This is a genomic window from Actinocrispum wychmicini, from assembly GCF_004345645.1.
Taxonomy (GTDB): Bacteria; Actinomycetota; Actinomycetes; order Mycobacteriales; family Pseudonocardiaceae; genus Kibdelosporangium; species Kibdelosporangium wychmicini.
Genome location: NZ_SLWS01000004.1, coordinates 603055 through 622485, shown reverse-complemented (window position 1 = coordinate 622485; position 19431 = coordinate 603055). Strand labels below are relative to the sequence as shown.

The window sequence follows — 19431 nt, the reverse complement described above, 5'->3', positions numbered from 1 at the left end:
TCACCCTCGCTCGATCACGGTGTCGAGCAGGCCGAGCGGCGGCGAACCGAAGCTGAGCAGGGCTTTGTGGAAGCGGGACAGGGAGAACCCCGTTCCCCAGCCCGCTTTCGCCCGCTCCCGCAGATCGAGGATCGCCAGCTTTCCCCAGGTGTAGCGGCCGTAGCCCGGGTCGAGCAGCCCGCGCCGGACTTCCGAACGGGTGCCGGGACCGGTGAGATGGGCGTCCCTGGCGACCATCGCGGCGGCCTCGGCCATGGTGAGCTCGCCGGTGTGGATGCCGATCGCGCAGCGAAGCCGGGCGATCCGGCGCAGCGCGTCGAGCGCCATCCCCACGGCGAACACCGGATCGTGGCCGCGAAAGCCCTCTTCGACGGCGAGCTGCTCGGTGTAGTGCGCCCATCCCTCGGTGAAGCCCTCGGACGACAGCGTCCTTCGGACCTCGCCGACGACCCGTCGATGTGCTCGACTGTGCGCGAAATGTCCCGGTGACACCTCGTGGATGGTCATCACCGGCAGGGTGGCCCGGTTGAAGTACGACGCCAGCCAGCGTTCCTGGTCCTCAGTGGACAATGCCGGGTCCGGTGGCGTCACGTAGAATCGGCTCGGCGCATCGGGCTCATTGGGTGCGGCGCCGAACAGGCCCGCCGCCGCCCATCGCTGGGACTCCGGCATGACGGCGACCTCGCACACGCCGTCCACCTCAGGGAACAGGCCGCTCTCGGTGGTCCAGGCGATTGCCTCGGCCATCGCGGCGGAGAACGTCGGTACCAGCGTGTCCGCCGTGGGGTGATCGGCCCGCAGGGCCGCGATCGTGGCGGCCGCGGGTGCGGTGTTGTCCACACGACGACAGGCGTCGTCCAGAAGCTCTTGCATCCGTTGGCATTCCGCCTCGGCCCGCGCGGCGAGTTGGTTGACGGACAACGAACACGCCTCGGATGTGGCGAGCAGGCGCTCGAACGCGGTGGCGCCCATCCCAGGGTCCGGATCGCCGTGCTCGGCGCTGTGTTCCAGGAAACGAATGAGACGTGCGTGGGCCGCTCGCGCGGTTTCCTCGTCGGGGCCGAGGAAACTGGCCAGCCCGCGGGCAAGAGGCAGGGCCGCGTCAGCGACTGCGGCGGGGGGCCGGTCAAGGGACTCGATGGCACCGTCGACGGCGTCCGGCCACTGCGCCACATGCCGGTCACGGGCGGCCGCGCGCTCGGCCGCTGGCGCGTATTCGCGGTCGTAGCAGGACACATCGAGATTGAGGATGTGCCACATCGGATTCACCCGGTGCAGCTCCAACTCGCCGAAGCGGGCCGTGGTCGCGGTGACCGCGGCAGCTAGCTGGGCCTCGTCATGCGGGTCCGACTGCGGAGCCGAAGCGGCCGATGCCAACGCGGCCAGCCCAGCCTTGACTCCGGTGGGCGACAGGTCCTGCACAACGCCGTCGTACCCATGCAAGCCGGAGAACTGGCGGGCGTCGGCGATCGAGAGATCACAGACCGCCCTGAGGCGCTGGTCGGTCAACTGGACCGGTCCAGTCGACAAGTGGTTGGTCATACGTCAAGCTTGACCGGCACTGACCTGCAGAGGGAGTGCCAATGGAGGCCAAAGTGGACCGAAAGGGTCGGGTAGCCGAACTCGCGGACGCCCTCGGTGACTGGGCGGCTGCGCCTGGTCCTCGCTACCGGACCCTCGCGGACGCCCTCGCGTCGGCCATCCACACTGGACTTCTCGGCCGTGGCGACCGGCTGCCAGCCGAGCGGGCCTTCGCCGGCGCGCTCGCGCTGAGCCGCTCCACGGTCGTCGCGGCCTACGACGAACTGCGCGGCCGAGGCTTGGTCACCAGCAGGCACGGCAGCGGCACGACGGTCGCCGCCGCGCCGGGCAGGGGCGCCGACCAAACCGACGGGCGGGTGGCCGGCGGCCAGGCGACCGCGCTGCTCCAACGGCTGGTGGACCGGCCGCCGGACATCATCTCGTTGGCGTACGCGGTGGACGACGGCACGTCCGAACTCGCCGACGAACTCGTCGACCTGGCCCGGACCGACCTGCCACGGCTCCTGCGGGACGCCGGATACCACCCGCACGGGCTGCCGGAGCTGCGTACCGCGATCGCGGAGTACTACTGTCGGTCCGGCCTGCCGACCACCCCGGCGCAGGTGCTGGCCACCACCGGCGCGACCCAGGCCATCGGCCTCGCCACCCAGCTCTACCTGCGTCGAGGCGCCGTGGTCCTGGTCGAGTCGCCGAGCTGGCCGGGATGCCTCGACATCTTCCGGGCGGCGGGCGCCCGGCTGGTCGGTGTTCCGCTGGACGAGGAGGGCATCCAGGCCGACGTACTCGCCTCGGCCATCACCGGCACCCAGCCCGACCTGCTGTTCGTCATGCCCGCCTTCCACAATCCGACCGGCACCCTGATGTCGGCCGCGCGCCGCCGGCAGGTGGCCGCGTTGTGCGACCGGCACCGCGTTCCGGTGCTGGAGGACATATCCCACATCGGTCACCCCACCGCCCTGCCCGCTCCGGTGGCCGCGCACGGCACCGGCGCCGCGGAGACCCTGACCGTCGGCGGGCTCGCGAAAACCATCTGGGGCGGACTGCGGGTCGGTTGGGTCCGGGCGCCGATCGAGATCACGGATCGGCTCACCCGGCTCAAAGCCCTGGCCGACCTCGGCAGCCCAGTCCTCGATCAGGCGCTCGCCGCCCGGCTCCTCCCCCGCGTCGGCGAACTCGCCGACCGCCGACACCAGCTCAGGCGGCATCGCCTGGCCCACGCCACCGAACTGCTACGCACCCAACTGCCGTCCTGGCGTTGGAGAGTGCCGGACGGCGGACCAGCACTGTGGATCGAACTGCCCGGCGCCGACGCCCGCGCGTTCGCGGCCATCGCCGTACGGCACGGCGTGGAGGTCGTGCCCGGATCAACCACGGACAGCGGCGACGAGTTCGACTCCTTCATCCGGCTGCCCTTCACCTTCCCCGAAGAAGTGTTCACCGAGGTCATCTCGCGACTGACCCGGGCATGGGACGAACTCACCAGGCACGGCCCGATGGCCGACCCGCACGGCCCGATCGTCTAGCGGCCGCCCGCGTGGTCGAGGGATTCGAGGATGGGTCGGGCCTCGCTGAGGGCTTCGTCGGCGCGGTGGTGGTCGTTGAGCGCGCGGTAGGTGTCGCTGAGGTGATTGAGAGTCTCGGCTCGGCAGGGGAGGTGGTCGATGTGGCCGTAGACGTCGAGGGCCTCGCGGAAGCAGGTGGCGGCTCGCGCGAACCGGCCGAGGCGATGGTGGATGTAGCCGATGCTGTCCAATGTGGCCGCTTGACCACAGGCGTCGCGGAGTTCTCGGTTCAGGACGAGGGCCTGCTCGCAGAGCCTGAGGGCGGGCTCGTAGCGGCCGAGTTGGGCGTAGCCCCAGCCGACGTTGTTGAGGGCGCGGGCTTGCCCGTACCGGTGGTCGCCCGCTCGGAACAGGTCGAGGGCGTGCCGGGTGTGGCCAATCGCCGTGCGGTGGTCGCCCTGTTGGGTGAACACGAGGCCGAGCCTGAGCCGGGTGGTCGCCGCGGCGGTGTGGTTGTCGTCGGCGGCGAACTGGTCGAGCGCGTGGTGAAGCTCGGTCAGCGCCTCCGGGTAGCGACCCATAGCCGCCAGTGCGTGGCCGAGGCCGTGCCGGGCGTGCGCCTGGCCGACCGGATCCGCCGTGGTCAGGGCGGCGCGCTGGGCGGCTGCCCACTCCCGTAGATAGCCGCGGGCCTCCAGGAAACCGGTCATCGTCCAGGCCAGCTGCCAGGCGTGCCTGGCGAACCCGTGGCAGGCGGCGTGGTCGACGGCGGCCAGCAGGACGGGCCGTTCGGCGATGAACCACTCGGTCGCCCGCCGCCGGTCGGTGAGGTGATCCGGAGTCACTCCGGGCATGCTCGGTTCGACCGTGAGGTGATCCCACGGTCCGTAACTCAGCCGCGCGGCGGCCTGGGCGGTGTGCAGGTAGTGGTCGAGCAGACGGTGTGTGGCCAGCCGCGGGTCATCACCACCGGCGACGCCGGCGAGTTCGGTGGCGTAACCGCGCAGCAGTTCGTGCATCGTGTACCGGCCGGCGGTGTGCTCGACGATCAGGTGCGCACGGGCCAACTCGGCCAGCAGGCCGCGAACGCCGGTGTGGTCGGCCGTGCCGAGCAGGCTGGCCGCGGCAGGAGCGGTGAGATCCGGGCCCGGGGCCAGTCCGGTGAGCCGGAACAGCCTGGCCGCGTCGGCCGTGAGTTCGTGGTACGACCAGGAGAACACGGTACGCAGGTCGCTGGTGGGGTCACCGCCGGTGAAGCCGTCCAGCCGCCGTGCCGCCTGACGCAGTTCGAGCGCCAGCGAGGCGAGCGAGAACTTCGGGTGGAGGGCGGCACGACCGGCCACAATCGCCAGCGCGAGCGGCAACCCACCGCACCGGTTGGTGATCTCCGCGACCGCGTCCGGCTCGGCCTCGATCCGCCCGGGGCTCAGCCGCCGGCTCAGCATCTCCCAGGACTGTGGCGGCGCCAGGAGGTCCAGCACCACCGGGTGCGCGCCCTCACCGGTGACCAGGCCATCCAGCCGGTTACGGCTGGTCACCACGACAGCGCAGCCGGCCGCGCCGGGCAGCAACGGCCTGACCTGCTCGACGTCACGGGCGTTGTCGAGCACCACCAGCGTCCGGGTACCGGCCAACCGGCTGCGGTACAGGGCAGCCTGCTCGTCCAGCCCGGCCGGAATCCGCTCCCGTGGGGTGCCCAGCGCGTCGAGGAGTCCGCGGATCGCGGTGGCCGGGTGCGACACCGACCCGGTCGGCGTGAACCCCCTGAGGTTGACGTACAACTGCCCGTCGGGAAACCGGTCGGCGACCTGGTGCGCCCAGTGCAGCGCCAGCGTCGTCTTCCCGACTCCGGCGGTGCCGGACACCGCGCAGATCACCACGCCGGACGCGGCCAGTGCCGAGTCCAGCTCGGCCAACTCACGGTCCCGACCGGTGAAACCGGCTACGTCCGGCGGCAACTGGGCCGGCCGGAGCGTCCCCTGGGTATGGTGCCCGAGCAGGCTGGGATCGCCGGCCAGCACCTGGCGGTGCACCTGCGCCAACGCCGGCGGTGGATCGATGCCGGCCCGTTCCGCGAACGCGGCCCGAGCCCGGAGGAACGTCTCCAACGCGTCGGCCTGCCGGCCCGCCCGGTACTGCGCGATCATCAACTGCCGCCACAGCCGGTCGTGTCCGGGATGCCGCTCGGTCAACTCCGTCAACTCGGCCACCAGCGACTCGCCCGCCCCGGCCGCGAGCTCGGCGTCCACGCGATCCTCCGTCGCCGCCAACCGAAGCCGATGTAGTCGCGCCCCTTCGGCCCGCAGTGCCGCGGCGGTGCCGAACTCGCCATATGCCTCGCCCCGCCACAACGCCAGAGCGGGGCACAGTGCGTCGGCCGCGGCTGTCGGCCGCCCGTTCGCCAGCTCCGCACGGCCGGCCGTGACCAGCCGTTCGAACACGTCCGCGTCGAGCGCGTCCGGCTCCAACCGCAACAGGTAGCCCGCCGGGCGCGTCACGATCAGCCCCGTACCCACCGGCGCCAGCACCCGCCGCAGCCGCGACATGTAGGTGCGCACAGTCCGGTGGGCATCGGGCGGGGCGTCCACCCCCCACAGCTCGTCGACCAGAGTGCCGACCCGCACCACCCGACCATCGTTGGCCGCGAGCAACGCCAACAACACACGCAACTTCGGCCCGCCGAGGTCAAGCGGCCGGCCCCCGGACCACACCTCGAACGGGCCAAGTACCCGGAACCCGTCCCCGTCGCCGGATCCCTTCCACCGCACCATGAAGTGCAGGAGGCTCCGCGCCGACGCCAGATACACGACGCGGTACGCCGATCGCCGGCCGACCTCACACGGCGTCGGCCGGCGACCACCCCCTGGGCGCTAGGGACAGATTCGCGGTCGTTGACCGACCGTGATGGTGACCGTGGTGCCGACGTTCACCACCGTGCCCGCCCCGGGATTCTCGAACTTCACCAGGTTGATGAAGTTGCAGGTCGGGTCGACGACGTTGGCCAAGATGGCGTTGAGTCCCGCGGCCCGCAGGGTGGACTGGGCGCCGGCCGGGGACGAACCGATGACATCAGGCACCGCCACCTGGGTGGTGAGGGTGAACGGTGTGGTCAGCTGCGTCCTGCTCTCGGTGAGCGACAGATTGCCGGCCTGGATCACGAACGACGTGCCGTCCGAGAAGAACAGGGTCAGTCCGTAGCTGAAATGCCAGGTGTCATGCCCGACGGGGTCGATCGTGATCCGGACCAGGCCGGAGCTCAGCATCGCGGCGGTGACACCGGTGTCCGTACGCATCATGAACGGCCCGCGGACACTGTTGTCCTTGTATTCGGTTCCGACGTCACTGAAGTCAGTGGCGACCCGCCCCGCCGGCGTCTCCACCTGGGCCCGCACCAGTGTGTCGAAGTCCTTGTTGTCGTTGCCCGTCGTGAACGTGACCGCGGCGGCCGCCAGATGGGCGTCCGGCGCGGTCGCCGCCGACGCCGACGCGGCCCATCCGGCCGCGACCCCCACTCCGAGCAACATCGCCGCGCCGATCACTGCCAGCCGACGCACAGTCGATCTCATAACAGTCGTCCTTTCGACAAGGCACCACTGAGGCGCCGCCGATGGACGCTAAGGGCGAGTGGTTGCAACTCGTCGACAATCGGTCGACTGTCGACAGGCAGCACGACTCTTGTTGTCCAGGGGGTCAGTCGTTGCCTTGACGTCGATGTCACGGTTTAGCGTCGTCGCGACGTGGCTTGGGGACGGTCCGGGTCAGCAGTGGCTGGGGGTACAGCGCGGTGAAGTTCGGGATCAGCTACAGCACGCCCTTTTTCGGTGTCGATCCGGACAGGATCACGAGCTACGCGCGGCACGCGGAGGACTGTGGCTTCGAGTCGTTGTACCTGCCGGAGCACGTGGCGCTGTATCCCGGGGCGAAGATCGGGCCGATGGAACTGGCGCCAGCACTGCCCTACGGTGATCCGCTGGATTGCCTGGCGTTCGTCGCCGCGGCCACGCACCGGATCCTGCTCGGCACCGCGGCCCTGCTGCTGCCCTACCACCATCCGGTGACCCTGGCCAAGCGCCTGGCCACCATCGACGTGCTGGCCAGGGGACGCATGCGGCTGCTGACCGTGGGCGTCGGTGCTCTGCCCGGTGAGGCCCAGGCGGTCGGAGTCGACTTCGCCACTCGGGGCCGGCGCGCCGACGAGGCGATCGACGTGCTGCGGCTATTGTGGGCCGGCGGCGAGGAGGGTGTGGGCTTCGCCGGCGAGTTCTTCAACTTCGATGGCGTGTGCAGCTTCCCGAAGCCCGTCGGGGTCGCGCATCTACCGATTCACATCGCCGGGTCGAGCCGGGCCGCGGCACGCAGGGCCGGCCGACGCGGCGATGGCTACTTCCCCGGTGGTGCGCTCACGCCGGACGAACGCCGGATCCAGTTCGAGCTCGCCCAGGCGTCCGCGCTCGAAGCCGGCCGCGGCGTGGACACGCTGGAGTACACCCGGTGGGGATCCATCGACATGTCCCTCGCCGACGTCGAGGCGTTCGCCGCGCGGGGGGTGACACGCGTTGTCGTGAGCCCCGGCACCGCCGACCCCGACCGGCAACGCGCCGAGATGTCCGCGTTCGCCGAGCGATTCGCCCTGGTGGGGTGACCAGGGCGCCGGATCGTCACCACCGCGGTGATGACGATCCGGCCGAGGACCTGTCCACGCCGTCATGACTGGGCCGGCACCAGGATGACCACCTCGGACTCGTCTTGGGGCAGGTAGCGCACCCGCACCACCGCGCCCAGCTGGACGTGGGCCACCATCTCCGGCGCGAGGGTCTTCTCCTGCACGAGGTCGAAGACGCTGCCGTTCGGCCGGGTGACCCGCATGCCCAGGGCCGCCACCGCGCGGCCGCCGCGGATCTCACCGGTGGGCGCCATGGACAGCACCACGGCGCGGGTTTCCACGCCGTGCTCGGCGATCTGCAGTTGACGGGGCGTCACCAGGCCCTTGGCCAGGCGGATCCGGTCGAACGCCTGCTGGAGTTCGTGCTGGGGCGCGTCGGTGGCGATCACGACCTTGTTGAGGCCGGGCACGTAGCGCACCGGGAGCAGGCTGCCGGGCTGGACGGCCTGCATGTCGATCACGTCGACCAGCTGCTTGGCCTGGGCGCGGAAGCTCCGGCCGTCCGGGGTGTCCACGTCCAGGGTGATCAGCAGCTGGGGCTGGTCGTTGATGGACAGTCCGGTGCGGCCCATCGCGACGACCGTGCCCATGCCGATCGGCGCACCCCGGAAGTCCGCCGGGACCTTGCCGCCGTAGCCGGAGTTCTTCAGCAGCGAGCTGACCCGGAACAGCATGGGAACCACGACCAGGGCGCTGAGCGGGCCGGCGATGTAGCCGTTGAGCCAGCGCAACTCGTCCGTGCTGGTGAGGCCCTCCTTGACGTAGAGGAACGTGACGAACAGGCAGCCCAGGGCGACGAGCCAGGCGATGATCCTCATGACTTGCTCCTTTCTCGGATGGCAGAAGTCTCCGGCCGGGTCGCCGGCTACCGATCACAACTTCGGCCCCCACCGCCTAGGCTGCGGGTATGGGGACGGGCGTGGCGACGACGGTGCCGAGGGGTCAGTTGCTGGCCCAGTGCTGGGCGGAACTGGGTCCCGCGGTCGCGCCGCTGAGCAACGGACTGGGCCGCCCGCTGGCGCGTACGGAGAAGCTGATCCTGGACCCGTTGGTGCTGCGGCCGGCGCACAACCCCCGCTTCGCCAGTGGTTCGATCCGCGCCGAGCACGTCGAGGAGCTGCGTGCGATGATCGTCGCGGCGGGGCCCAAGCTCGCCGCCACGGCGGCCTGGTTCACGCTGCTGAAGAAGGCGCGGCGACGGGCCAAGGTCACCGAGGGCAACCCCCAGGATCTCTATTTCCAACGGTGTTTTGAGCTGGCGGCGGAATACGGCGGCCCGGGCGCGCGGCCGGACGCCGAGCGAATCGCCGCGGACACCGTCGCCGAGATACACGAACCCGGCGAGCGGCTGACCGTGACGGAACTGCGCGATTTCGTCCGCACGCACGCCCCTGAGCTGACCGAGTTGCTCACCCGGACCTGGCCCGCGCCCTGGGAGCGCACCGCGCCCGCCGCGCGGCTGGCCGACTTCCTGGCCGCCGACATCCCGGACACCGCCCTGTTCGCCGCGCTGATCACGGGCCGCGCCGGCACCCACGAGTGGGCCGCGGTGGAGCGGCCGGGGGTCGCGCTGGGCTACGGGCTGACCGACTACGAACGGCTGGTCCCGCCGGCGTTGGGCAGCACCGCGTCCAAGAAACGGTTGCCCAAGCCAATGGACCGCTCGATCCTCGAACGCCTTTTCGCCGCCTTCACCAGTGCCTTCCACCGCGAGTCGATGGCGGCGGTGCCCGCATTGGTCCGGCAGGAGATCCACCGCTGCGCGCAGCCGTGGCAGTTGGCCGAGGAGGTCAGCCGGGTGGTGCTGGTGCTGGGCCGGGACGCCACCGACGGCCTCGACGGCAACGGCCCCGCCGCGCCCGGCGCGGCGACCAAGCTGCGGGCCCGCTGGCAGCGGGAGGCGTATGTGCGCCGGGTGCAGCGGCTGCCCTGGGCCGAGGTGCCGGAACGCTCGCGCGCGGACGTCTACGGGGTGCGGCAGGCGTATCTGCGCAGGCTGTGGGTGCGGCTGCACGGGCGGGAGCTGCGGTCGGAGCTGGTCACCGCCGAGCAGGTGTGGGACCTGCTGGACGGGGTGCTGCGGTCGGTGATCATGGACCAGCGGGACCAGCTGCGTTCGGCGCTGACCAGGGAGGCGGGTGCGGCATGACCCATCCCGAGCAGACCGCGTTGGTGGAGGCCGCGGGCGCGCTGGTGTCGTGGGATCTGTTGGGCGGTGGGCAGCCGGTCACCACGGTGCACGACGCCGACCGCGCCGCCGCCTGGCTGTGGGAACTGGACGAGCCGGAAACGCTGGCCGCCGTGCACCGGCTTGCACATCTGAGCTGGGCGCGGTCGTGGTGGCCCGCCTCAACCGTGGCCGACGTGCCGCCGCTGCATCCGGCATTGCTGGCCGCCGAGTACGCGCTGGCCACGGCCGCGGTGAGCCATCTGCTCGACGACGATGAGGCCACCGAACGGGCACTGTCCGCACTGCTGCCGCTCCCCCTCGACGCCCTGGCCGTCGATCCTGATCTGCACGCCGAGTCGCTCGCGCTGGCCGATCGGCTGGCTGAGTTGGCCGAGGACTTCGGTGTCGCGGCACCCGCACCCGCGCCCTTGGCGAGGCGGGCCGACTACGCGCTCGCCGCCAGTGGTGGCGGGCGACCGGATGGCCTTGTGGTGCAACGGGGATCGGCGCCAGTGGACTGGTCACTGGTGCCGCCCGGCGCGGTGGACGCGGTCGCCGAGGCGACCTGGATCATCCTGCGCCGCAACGGGATCACCGTGCTGGAAGCGTCCGTGCCGCCGGGTCCCGGCGGGGTCCCGGCGCGGCTGGCCGCGCGGTTCGGACCGGTCGAACTGGCCCTGGAGCCCACCCCGGCCGGCTCGCTGACCGGGACGGTTCCGTTGCCCGCCAACGTGTTGTTGCTGTCCGCCGACCAGCGCGTGTTCACTGTGTACGCGCCGGGTTTCGCCGAGCCCGTTCCGCCGGATCCGGACGCCCCCGCCCGGCGGTCCGCACTTGTCGAGTTCGCCTTGGCACGACTGGACGATCCGGCCGCCACGCTCACCGAGCGCGCGGCGCGGCTGCTGTGACTACTCCTGCGGGGCCACGGTGGCAGCGGTGGAAGAAACTGCACAACCAGGCCGCGCTGCGAGCCAGCGAAGGCGACTGGAAAGCGGCTGAGTCGTTGGCGCGTAAGGCCTACCAGCTGACCCTGGCCGCGCCCGACGATCCCGAGGCGTTGGCCCGGCGGGCGCAGACGCTGGTCAACCTCGCCGGCGTCACCGAGGGCGACGACGCCATCGACCTGGTCAACACCGCGATCGAGCTGACCCACGAGTGCGAGACGCTGGTGGGCGACGAGTTCGGCACGGTGTCCTTGCGCGCCACGCTGTTCGCCGCCCGCGCGCAGATCACCCTGAACACCGGCGCCTGGCAGGAGCCCATGGCCGACCTGCGGCGGTCGCTGGACATGGAACCGGCCAACCAAACCGCGCAACCCGTCCTCGGCAACCTGATCTCCTGGCACATCCAACTGGCCCACGCGTTGCGCCACCACGCCGATTTCGCCCAGGCCCGGCTGGTGCTGGACACCGGGCTGGAGGCCATCACCTGGTTCCCACTCCCGCAGGAGGCTGGGCTGGCCGCGTTGCGCAGCACCCGGGCCGCCGTGCTGGCCGCCGCGGGTGACTACGCCGAGGCCGCCGCCGACGCGGAGGAGGCCATGGCCCTGGCGGAACAGGCGGCGCCGCACCTCGTTCCGAACATCCACCAGGCACTGGCCGATATCGCCGACGGCACCGGGGATCCGGCCACCGCCGCCGAGCACCTGCACCTGGCCCGGGAGCTGTTCAACGCGATCGGCGAGGGCGACGGCGAGGCGGTCGCGTTGAACAGCCTCGGCAGGCTGGCCCACCTGGCCGGCCGGGATGACGAGGCGCTGGTGCACTACACGGCGGCGGCGCGACTGGGCACCGATCCGTGGCACCGGACGGTCAGCCAGCTTGGCCGCGCGGCCTCCGCGGTCACCCAGACCCACCCGCAAGAGGCGTTGCGGCTGCTGGACGAAGTGCCGGTGGACTCGCCCCGGGTCCGCTCGGCGGTGTTGACAGTGCGTGGCAGTGCCTACGAGTCGATGGCCGAGTTCGCCAAGGCGGACGAGTGCTTCGACCAGGCGCGGACGGTCTGCGTGGACAACGGCCTGTGGCACATGACGTTGACCCTGGACTCGTGGCGGGCGGACGCGCTGTACCGCCGCGTCCTGCATGGATGGTCGCAGGAGGAACTGGCTGCCCGCGCGCTGGACCTGGCCCTGCCCGCCGCACTGGCCGCCGAGGCCGCGCGCAGGCGGTTCCGCGCCGGTCCGCTGCGGGAACGCTGGATCGCGTTGGCCGCGGCCCCCGCCACCAAGGCCGCCCTGGTCGCCATCGGCGCCACCCTGGACGACGCGCTGGCCGCTGCCTACCTGGACCACCTGGCGGCCACGGTGTCCCTGCCCGGTCAGTCCGCCGAACCGGCGAACACCGGCCACACCGAGCTGTTGGCGCTGCCCGACCCGGACGATCTGGCGCTGGCCGCAGGCGGCGAGGGTGAACCGCTGCCGGCGTCGGAACTCCTTGTACCGCCCCGAGTCCGGGCGAATCTCACGGTGCCCTCGGCCCTGGATCCCTGGCTGGATCTGGCTGAGCGGCGCTACGGCATCCAGGTGCGTTCGACGGAAGTGGTGCGCTCATGGTGACCGTGCAGGTGACCTACGTCGACGCGGGCAACCTGTACGTCAGCTGGCGCTGGGAACACGATCCGGACCACCCTCGGGTGCTGATCCTGCCGAGGGACCGGGTCGGTCCGCCGCTGGCCGAGCTGGCCGACGCACTGCCGACCCCACGCCCCGGTGAGTCCGCGTACCAGGCCTTGACCAGGGCGCTTTCGGGGGGCGCGCTGACCGACCGGGATCGCGAACGCGTGCTGGCGACCAATCTGGCCGCCGCCCTCATCCCGGCGCAGCTGGCCCGGGAGTTGGACGCGGTGATCCTGGCGGGCGATCGGCTACACGTACGCGTCCAGCCATCCCCGTCCACCGCACAGGTGCCCTGGGAAGCGCTGCGGGTGGATGAGGCGGAACGCTTCGTGCACAACGCGAACGTGTCCATCCTGACCCCGGCCACGGTCCGCAACGCCCGCGCCCGCCGCTTGTCCCCCAACGTCGGCCCGTTGGCCGCCGCGGTGGACCCGCCCACCCCGCTCGGCCGTGTCCTCGGTGAGGTCCCGGAAGCCTTGGCGACATTGGACGTCCTCGACCGGGACACCCTGCGCCCGGCACTGGCCGAAGCGGGCCGGTTCCTCTACGTCGGGCACGTGACCACCGCCGCGCACGCCCTGGACGCCCGCCTGCACCTGGCCCGGGGCACCCTCACCGCCGCCGACCTGCTCGGCTGGCGCATTCCCAACCGCGCCGCCCTGATCGCCTGCGAAAGCGGTGCCGACCACCGCTACGCCGAACCGTCCGGCCTGGTCGCCGCCCTGGTGCACGGCGGAGCGGAGTACGTGACCGCGACCCGATGGGTGCTGCCCACTGACGCGGGCATGACCCGGCTGTTCCCCGGCTTCCACACCCCGACGTTGGCCGGGGCGGTACTGGCCGTGCACAACGCCCAGGAGCAGGCGGATCCCGTTGCGGCGTTGAACGACTGGCAACGAGAGCAGGCCGATCGCTGGGAGTCCACCGGGGCACCGGAGTTCACGCCGCTGGTATGGGCCGCCCTCGGCGCCACCTACGCACCCGCCCCACCCTAGGCTTCCGCCAGGGCGGCCTCGGCGAGGTGGCAGGCGGATTCGCGGCCGTCGACCGGGCGCAGGAGGGGGATTTCTGTGCGGCATCGGTCTTCGGCGAGCCAGCAGCGGGGGTTGAAGCGGCAGCCCGCAGGTGGGTCGACCGGGGACGGTGGTTCGCCGGCGAGGATCCTGCGCTGGGTCAGGCGACCCCGGGCGGACCGGTCGATCGGTGGGACCGCGGACAGCAGGGCCTTGGTGTACGGATGGGACGGTGAGTCGTAGAGGGTCGTTGTGTCGCCTGTTTCGGCGATGCGGCCGAGGTACATCACGGCGACGCGGTCGGCGAGGTGGCGTACCACCGACAGGTCGTGCGCGATGAACACGAGGGCGACGTCGAGCCGTCGTTGCAGGCCGGCCAGCAGGTTGATGACCTGGGCCTGGACCGAGACGTCCAATGCGGACACCGGTTCGTCGCAGATGAGGACCTTGGGATCCAACGCCAGGGCGCGGGCGATGCCGATCCGCTGCCGCTGACCGCCGGAGAACTGGTGGGGGTAGCGGCTCATCATGTCGGGCGCCATGCCGACCAGGTCCAGCAGCTCGGCGACCCGTTCGCGGCGGCTGGCGCGGGTGCCCGAACGGTTGGCGGCCAACGGTTCGGCCACGATGTCCAGGACGGTCATCCGGGGATCCAGTGAGGCGTAGGGATCCTGGAAGATCATCTGCACGCCCGCGCGCAGCAGGTGCCGGTCGCGGCGTCGGCCCGCGGTGACGTCCTCGCCGTGGTAGCGCAGCCGGCCGCTGTCCGGCCGTTCCAGCCCGACCAGCATCCGGGCCAGGGTCGACTTGCCGCAGCCCGACTCGCCCACCACGCCGAGGGCTTCGCCGCGGCGCAGCCGCAGGCTGACCCCGTCGACCGCCGAGACGTGTCCACGCCGCAGCAGGGATCCGACGGCGTACTTCCGGGTCAGGTTCTCGGCCTCCAGCACGGTCTCATCCGACGGACTCACCGAGCATCACCTCCGCTTGGTGGCACGCGACCGCCCGGTCGGCCGAGACGGCCACCAGGTCCGGCCGGACGGTCGGGCACTGGTCGACGACTCGGTGGCAGCGCGGGTGGAACGGGCAGCCGGACGGCACCGCGGCCGGGTTGGGGGGTGCGCCGGGGATGGTGCGCAGCTCGCTGCCGCGGTGCTCAAGGCGCGGCACGGACTGCAGGAGCGCCTCGGTGTACGGGTGCGCTGGATGGCCCAGCACGGTGTCGGCGTCGCCCTGCTCGACGACACGGCCCGCGTACATGACCGCCAGCCGGTCGGCGACTTCGGTGACCACGCCCAGGTCGTGGGTGATCAGCAGGACGCCCATGTCCAGTTGTTCGCGCAGGTGGCCGAGCAGGTCGAGGATCTGGGCCTGCACGGTGACGTCGAGCGCGGTGGTCGGCTCGTCGGCGATCAGCAGCTCGGGTTCGAGCGCGATCGCCATGGCGATGAGGATCCGCTGGCGCATGCCGCCGGAGAACTGGTGCGGGTAGTCCTTGACCCGCCTGCGGGGTGCCGGAATGCCCACCGTGCCCAGCAGGTCGACGGCCTGCTCCCGGGCCGCCCGCCGCGAGGCTCCACTATGGACCCGGAACAGCTCGCCCAGTTGGTCCCCCACGGTCAGTACGGGGTTCAGCGCGGACAGGGCGTCCTGCAGCACCAGGCTCATCCGGGTGCCGCGCAGGTCGCGGAGCGCCCGCTCGCCGGCCGACAGCAGGTCGGTGCCGCCCAGGGTGATCTCGTCGGCCTCGACCCGGGCGTCCGGCCCGGACAGGCCCATCACGGCGCGGGCGGTGACCGACTTGCCCGACCCCGACTCGCCGAGCAGCGCGACGAGCGAGCCGCGCTCGACGTCGAGGTCGACGTGCCGCACGGCCGGCACCTCGCCGCGGTCGGTCGCGAAGGTCACCGACAGGCTTCTGACGCGCAGGGCCAGGGGATGGTTCACCGGTTCGTCCTCAACAGACCGTGTCGCCGATAAGTTTCATATTGACCGTCATCGACGCCTCGATTCAACGTTCGTATTGACATCTTCGCCGGATAATGATGACACTCTGCTCTATCCACTGGAGACAGTCAACCGCGACCGCCTGGCCCACGAGGCGGCGACAAGGAGGCATCAGCGTGCTGGAACCCGCTGCCCGCTACACCGGCTACACCGCCTACGACTACCTCGAGGCCGGCAAGGACTACCGGGAGTTCACCTACGCCGAACAGGTCGGCCGGGTGCCCGCCTACCAGGGCCTCGACCTGACCCGGGAGCAGGCCGAACGGGCCACCCGCCTGCTGGCCGACAGCATGGTGATCTCGCTGCACGAGCACGTGCAGGTCTTCCCGGCGGACATGACCGACCTGCGCGAGCACATCCGCCAGGGCCGGGAGCCAACGGGCTACGCCGGGCTGGCGCGTTCCGGCCTGACCGCGGTGTTCGACAACGGCATGGACGGTACGTGCTGCATCAGCTCCGACGCCGGCTGGAAGTACCAGGACGTGCTGTTCGACCTCGGCGTGCGGATGGCCGACCTGGCCCACCAGGACTTCGTGGTCAAGGCCGAGACGGTCGCGGACATCGAGGACGCCCAGGCGACCGGCCGGGTCGCGCACATCTTCGCGTTAGAGGCCGCCACCCCGATCGAGAACGAGATCGACCGGCTGGACGTGCTCTACGGCTTCGGCGTGCGGCAGATGGGCATCGCGTACTCCGAGGCGAACCTGCTCGGCAGCGGGCTGAAGGAACGCGGCGACGGCGGGCTCACCTACCTCGGCGACCGGGCCGTGGAACGGATGAACAAGCTGGGCATCGCCATCGACATCTCGCACAGCGGCGACCGCACCGGCCTTGACGTGATCCGCAAGTCCCGCACCCCGGTGTTCATCACCCACGCGGGGGCCCGGTCGGTGTGGCCGACCAACCGGATGAAGGACGACGAGACGATCCGCGCCTGCGCCGAGCGCGGCGGCGTGATCGGCATCGAGGCCGCGCCGCACACCACGCTGTCGCCCGAGCACCCGAAGCACTCGCTCGAGTCCGTGATGGACCACTTCAAGTACTGCGTGGACCTGGTCGGCATCGAGCACGTCAGCTTCGGCCCGGACACCCTGTTCGGCGACCACGTCGGCCTGCACGACGCGTTCGCCGCGAACCTCTCACTCGGCCAGGCGCATGGGGGCGTCGAGTTCGAGAAGGTGCCGTACGTCGACGGGCTGGAGAACCCGGCGGAGGGATTCCACAACATCATCGGCTGGCTGGTCTCGCACGGCTACAGCGACGACGAGATCACCGCGGTCGTGGGGGGCAACACACTCAGAGTCCTCAAGGAGGTGTGGGTCTAGATGCCCCGTCGCCACACGATCACAGCCATCGCCGCGCTCACCGCGATCCCGCTGTTCGCGGCGTGCGCGCCGAGCGCGCCCCAGCAGTCCGGCAGCAGCGGCCAGCAGGCCGTCGACCCCACGTTGACCATCGCCACCACGACTGACGTGGTCAACTACAACCCGTTGATCGGCAACAGCCGCAGCGACTACTGGATCACCAACCTGATGTACCCGCACCTGCTGTCCATCGACGCCAACGGCGCCAAGGGGCCGGAGCTGGCGGAGAAGTGGGGCTACACCAACGACACCACGGGGTTCTACGAGATCCGCGCGGGCATGAAGTGGTCCGACGGCCAGCCGCTGACCGCCAAGGACGTCGCCTTCACGCTCAACGCCACCAAGCGCGACAAGCCGGCCGGCACGCTCACCGGACAGCTCGCCAACTTCGCCTCCGCCACGGCCGTGTCCGACACCCGCGTGGAGGTCAAGCTGACCGCGCCGGACGCCTCGCTGATTCCCGAGATCGGCTTCTGGGGCAACGTCGTGCCGCAACACGTGTTCGAACCGGCCGGCTCGGTGGCCAAGTTCGCCAACGACGGCTCGACCGGCGGCTGGGTTAGCGCCGGGCCGTACCTGCTCAAGACGGTCCAAAAGGGACAGAGCTACACGATGGAGCGGGTGGACAGCTACCCGCTCGTGCCGGGCGGGAAACCGAAGGCCGCCAAGGTCGTCTACCGGGTCTACCCGGACGTGAACACCGAGATCCTGGCGCTGAAGAACGGCGACGTCGACATCATCGCCAACGCCCTGCCACCCACGCAGGTCAAGGAGCTGCAGAACACCAAGGGCGTCAAGGTCGCCGAGGTGCCCGGCCTGGGCTACGCGCACATGACCTACAACATGAAGCGGCCCGATCTCGCCAAGCGGGACGTCCGGATGGCACTCGCGCAGGCCGTGGACTACGAGGCGATCCGCCGGGTCGTGCTGCAGGGCCAGGCGGTGTCCACCGGGTCGAGCCAGCTGATGCCGGTGCTGAAGGACTACTACGACAAGTCGATCACCGAGTACCCGTTCGACCCGCAGGCCTCCCGCCGGCTGCTGACCGGCGCGGGCTACCAGGCCGACGCGAACGGCAACTTCCCGTTGAAGTTCCGGCTGATCTACTCGCTGCAGGACCCGGTCACCGCGCAGTGGGCGAGCCTGGTCAAGGACGGCGCGGCCAAGGCGGGTGTCACGATCGACCTGCAGGGCATCGAGCGCAACACGTACCTGGCCATGACCAACAAGGGCGACTTCGACATCTACGCCGGCAACTTCGCGATCATGGACGACCCGACCACGAACATGTCACTGGCGTACCTGCCGGGCGGCGCGATCAACTACACGTACAACGACGACCCCGCCCTCACCGCCCTGATCAACCAGGCACGGGTGACCTTCGAGCAGGGCAAGCAGATCCCGATCACGCGTGAGGCCGCCAAGATCGTGCGTGACCAGGTCTACGACAACATCATGTACACGCAGAACCTCTACACCGCCTACCGCGACTCGTGGAGCGGGTTCGTGGTCAAGCCGAGCGAGCTGCTGTCCATCGTCAACCCGGTGTCGGTCGCCTCGGCGACCAAGGCGGGCTAGGGCGTCCGGATGTCCCTGACGTTGTTCGTGCTCAAGAGAGTCGGCCGTGGCCTGCTCACCATCTGGTTCGCGGTGACAGTCACCTTCCTGCTGTTGCGGCTGCTGCCGGGCGACCCCGCGCTGGCGATCGCGAGCACGAACATGACGCCGGAGCTGCGGGCGAACCTGCTGGCCCAGTACGGGTTGGACCAGTCGCTGCCCGTGCAGTACGTGAAGTACCTCGGCCAGCTGCTGCAGGGCAACCTGGGGATCTCGTTCACCCAGGGCAGCAGCGTGGTGGACGTCCTGATGCAGCGTCTGCCGTGGACACTGCTGCTGGCCGTCTCGTCGCTACTGGTGACGGTCGTGCTCGGCATCCCGCTGGGCGTGCTCGCCGCGGCGCGGGCGGGCGGCCTCTGGGACCGGACCGTGCAGGTGGTCGCGGTCACCGGCCAGTCGCTTTTCGTGCCCAGCATGGGAATCCTGCTGCTGTACGTGTTCGGGCTGCGGTTCGGCTGGTTCCCGATCGGCGGGGCGTTCACCGACGGCACCTACGGCGGTGAGTGGTACGTCAGCGTGTTGCACCACCTCGTGCTGCCGTGTTTGTCGTTGGTGTTCGCCCAACTGGGGTCGTACGTGCTGACGATGCGCTCGACCCTGATCGACTCGCTGAACGAGGACTACGTCGTCCTGGCCCGCGCCAACGGGCTGCCGTTCCGGCGAGTGCTGTGGAAACACGCACTGCGCAACGCGCTGCTGCCCACCACCACCCTCGTCGGCCTGCAGCTGGGTTTCGTGGTGGGCGGGGCGGTGCTCATCGAGACCGTGTACGCCTATCCGGGGATCGGCCGGGGTGTCTACGAGGCGGTGACGCAGCTGGACTTCCCGGTCCTGCAAGGGGCTTTCATCCTGCTCGCGGCGACCGTGGTGGTCGCGAACATGGTGACCGACATCGTCTACGGCGTGCTGGATCCGCGCGTGAAGGCGTCATGAGAGGCC

At 70.6% G+C, this 19431-nt stretch carries 15 protein-coding genes; 9 read left to right on the top strand and 6 right to left on the bottom strand.

Annotated features, from left to right (window positions below; translation table 11 throughout):
• Positions 1 to 1542 (bottom strand): DUF885 family protein, encoded by a 1542-nt coding sequence (locus EV192_RS20855; RefSeq protein WP_132117787.1) that lies wholly within the window; start codon positions 1540 to 1542, stop codon positions 1 to 3.
• A 53-nt stretch (positions 1543 to 1595) separates the two neighbouring features.
• Here EV192_RS20855 and EV192_RS20850 point away from each other — a divergent pair, with 53 nt between their 5' ends.
• Positions 1596 to 3065, top strand: a complete 1470-nt coding sequence (locus EV192_RS20850) for an aminotransferase-like domain-containing protein (protein ID WP_341770880.1) — start codon at positions 1596 to 1598, stop codon at positions 3063 to 3065.
• On the opposite strand, the gene EV192_RS20845 is transcribed toward EV192_RS20850, so the two are convergent.
• Positions 3062 to 5815: an AfsR/SARP family transcriptional regulator gene (locus tag EV192_RS20845; protein WP_132117783.1), complete on the bottom strand. Its 2754-nt coding sequence runs from the start codon at positions 5813 to 5815 to the stop codon at positions 3062 to 3064. The two genes, EV192_RS20850 and EV192_RS20845, sit on opposite strands and share 4 nt — an antisense overlap.
• 99 nt (positions 5816 to 5914) lie before the next feature.
• Entirely contained in the window at positions 5915 to 6610 is a 696-nt protein-coding gene (locus tag EV192_RS20840; RefSeq protein WP_132117781.1) for a PASTA domain-containing protein, read from the bottom strand.
• A gap of 218 nt (positions 6611 to 6828) precedes the next feature.
• Between EV192_RS20840 and EV192_RS20835 the strand changes: the two genes are divergently transcribed.
• Positions 6829 to 7686, top strand: a complete 858-nt coding sequence (locus EV192_RS20835; protein WP_132117779.1) for a TIGR03619 family F420-dependent LLM class oxidoreductase — start codon at positions 6829 to 6831, stop codon at positions 7684 to 7686.
• A 62-nt stretch (positions 7687 to 7748) separates the two neighbouring features.
• Here EV192_RS20835 and EV192_RS20830 read toward each other — a convergent pair whose 3' ends face one another.
• Positions 7749 to 8525, bottom strand: coding sequence for a hypothetical protein (locus tag EV192_RS20830; RefSeq protein ID WP_132117777.1), 777 nt, complete (start codon positions 8523 to 8525; stop codon positions 7749 to 7751).
• A gap of 89 nt (positions 8526 to 8614) precedes the next feature.
• Between EV192_RS20830 and EV192_RS20825 the strand changes: the two genes are divergently transcribed.
• The 4 genes from EV192_RS20825 to EV192_RS20810 are packed head-to-tail and all read left to right on the top strand — an operon-like array spanning position 8615 to position 13486.
• Positions 8615 to 9856, top strand: a complete 1242-nt coding sequence (locus EV192_RS20825) for a hypothetical protein (protein WP_132117775.1) — start codon at positions 8615 to 8617, stop codon at positions 9854 to 9856.
• Positions 9853 to 10785, top strand: a complete 933-nt coding sequence (locus EV192_RS20820) for a hypothetical protein (protein ID WP_132117773.1) — start codon at positions 9853 to 9855, stop codon at positions 10783 to 10785. Before EV192_RS20825 ends, EV192_RS20820 begins: the two co-directional genes overlap by 4 nt.
• Positions 10782 to 12431 carry a tetratricopeptide repeat protein gene (locus tag EV192_RS20815; RefSeq protein ID WP_132117762.1) on the top strand — a complete coding sequence of 550 codons (1650 nt, stop codon included), beginning with the start codon at positions 10782 to 10784 and terminating at the stop codon, positions 12429 to 12431. Before EV192_RS20820 ends, EV192_RS20815 begins: the two co-directional genes overlap by 4 nt.
• Positions 12425 to 13486, top strand: coding sequence for a CHAT domain-containing protein (locus EV192_RS20810; protein WP_132117760.1), 1062 nt, complete (start codon positions 12425 to 12427; stop codon positions 13484 to 13486). The genes EV192_RS20815 and EV192_RS20810 overlap by 7 nt, the downstream gene beginning before the upstream one ends.
• On the opposite strand, the gene EV192_RS20805 is transcribed toward EV192_RS20810, so the two are convergent.
• Together EV192_RS20805 and EV192_RS20800 are read right to left on the bottom strand one after the other, a co-directional pair.
• On the bottom strand, positions 13483 to 14475 hold the full coding sequence (locus EV192_RS20805; protein ID WP_132117758.1) for an ABC transporter ATP-binding protein: 993 nt from the start codon (positions 14473 to 14475) through the stop codon (positions 13483 to 13485). The two genes, EV192_RS20810 and EV192_RS20805, sit on opposite strands and share 4 nt — an antisense overlap.
• On the bottom strand, positions 14459 to 15451 hold the full coding sequence (locus EV192_RS20800; RefSeq protein WP_207926159.1) for an ABC transporter ATP-binding protein: 993 nt from the start codon (positions 15449 to 15451) through the stop codon (positions 14459 to 14461). Before EV192_RS20800 ends, EV192_RS20805 begins: the two co-directional genes overlap by 17 nt.
• Before the next feature lie 176 nt (positions 15452 to 15627).
• On the opposite strand from EV192_RS20800, the gene EV192_RS20795 reads away from it, so the two are divergent.
• From EV192_RS20795 to EV192_RS20785, 3 genes are read left to right on the top strand one after another with little or no spacing between them, the layout of a single operon-like run.
• A complete protein-coding gene (locus EV192_RS20795) occupies positions 15628 to 16836 on the top strand; it encodes a dipeptidase (protein WP_132117756.1) in 1209 nt (402 codons plus the stop codon).
• Complete coding sequence (locus EV192_RS20790; RefSeq protein WP_132117754.1) at positions 16837 to 18453, top strand: ABC transporter substrate-binding protein; 1617 nt, start codon at positions 16837 to 16839, stop codon at positions 18451 to 18453.
• 9 nt (positions 18454 to 18462) lie between these two features.
• Positions 18463 to 19425, top strand: coding sequence for an ABC transporter permease (locus EV192_RS20785; RefSeq protein ID WP_132117752.1), 963 nt, complete (start codon positions 18463 to 18465; stop codon positions 19423 to 19425).
• The last annotated feature ends 6 nt before the right edge of the window (positions 19426 to 19431 follow it).

Bases quoted from the DNA above. Each gene is read 5' to 3' on its own strand.
- EV192_RS20855 (WP_132117787.1), bottom strand. From the start codon at position 1,542: ATGACCAACCACTTGTCGACTGGACCGGTCCAGTTGACCGACCAGCGC.
- EV192_RS20845 (WP_132117783.1), bottom strand. From the start codon at position 5,815: ATGGTGCGGTGGAAGGGATCCGGCGACGGGGACGGGTTCCGGGTACTT.
- EV192_RS20840 (WP_132117781.1), bottom strand. From the start codon at position 6,610: ATGAGATCGACTGTGCGTCGGCTGGCAGTGATCGGCGCGGCGATGTTG.
- EV192_RS20830 (WP_132117777.1), bottom strand. From the start codon at position 8,525: ATGAGGATCATCGCCTGGCTCGTCGCCCTGGGCTGCCTGTTCGTCACG.
- EV192_RS20825 (WP_132117775.1), top strand. From the start codon at position 8,615: ATGGGGACGGGCGTGGCGACGACGGTGCCGAGGGGTCAGTTGCTGGCC.
- EV192_RS20820 (WP_132117773.1), top strand. From the start codon at position 9,853: ATGACCCATCCCGAGCAGACCGCGTTGGTGGAGGCCGCGGGCGCGCTG.
- EV192_RS20810 (WP_132117760.1), top strand. From the start codon at position 12,425: ATGGTGACCGTGCAGGTGACCTACGTCGACGCGGGCAACCTGTACGTC.
- EV192_RS20790 (WP_132117754.1), top strand. From the start codon at position 16,837: ATGCCCCGTCGCCACACGATCACAGCCATCGCCGCGCTCACCGCGATC.
- EV192_RS20785 (WP_132117752.1), top strand. From the start codon at position 18,463: ATGTCCCTGACGTTGTTCGTGCTCAAGAGAGTCGGCCGTGGCCTGCTC.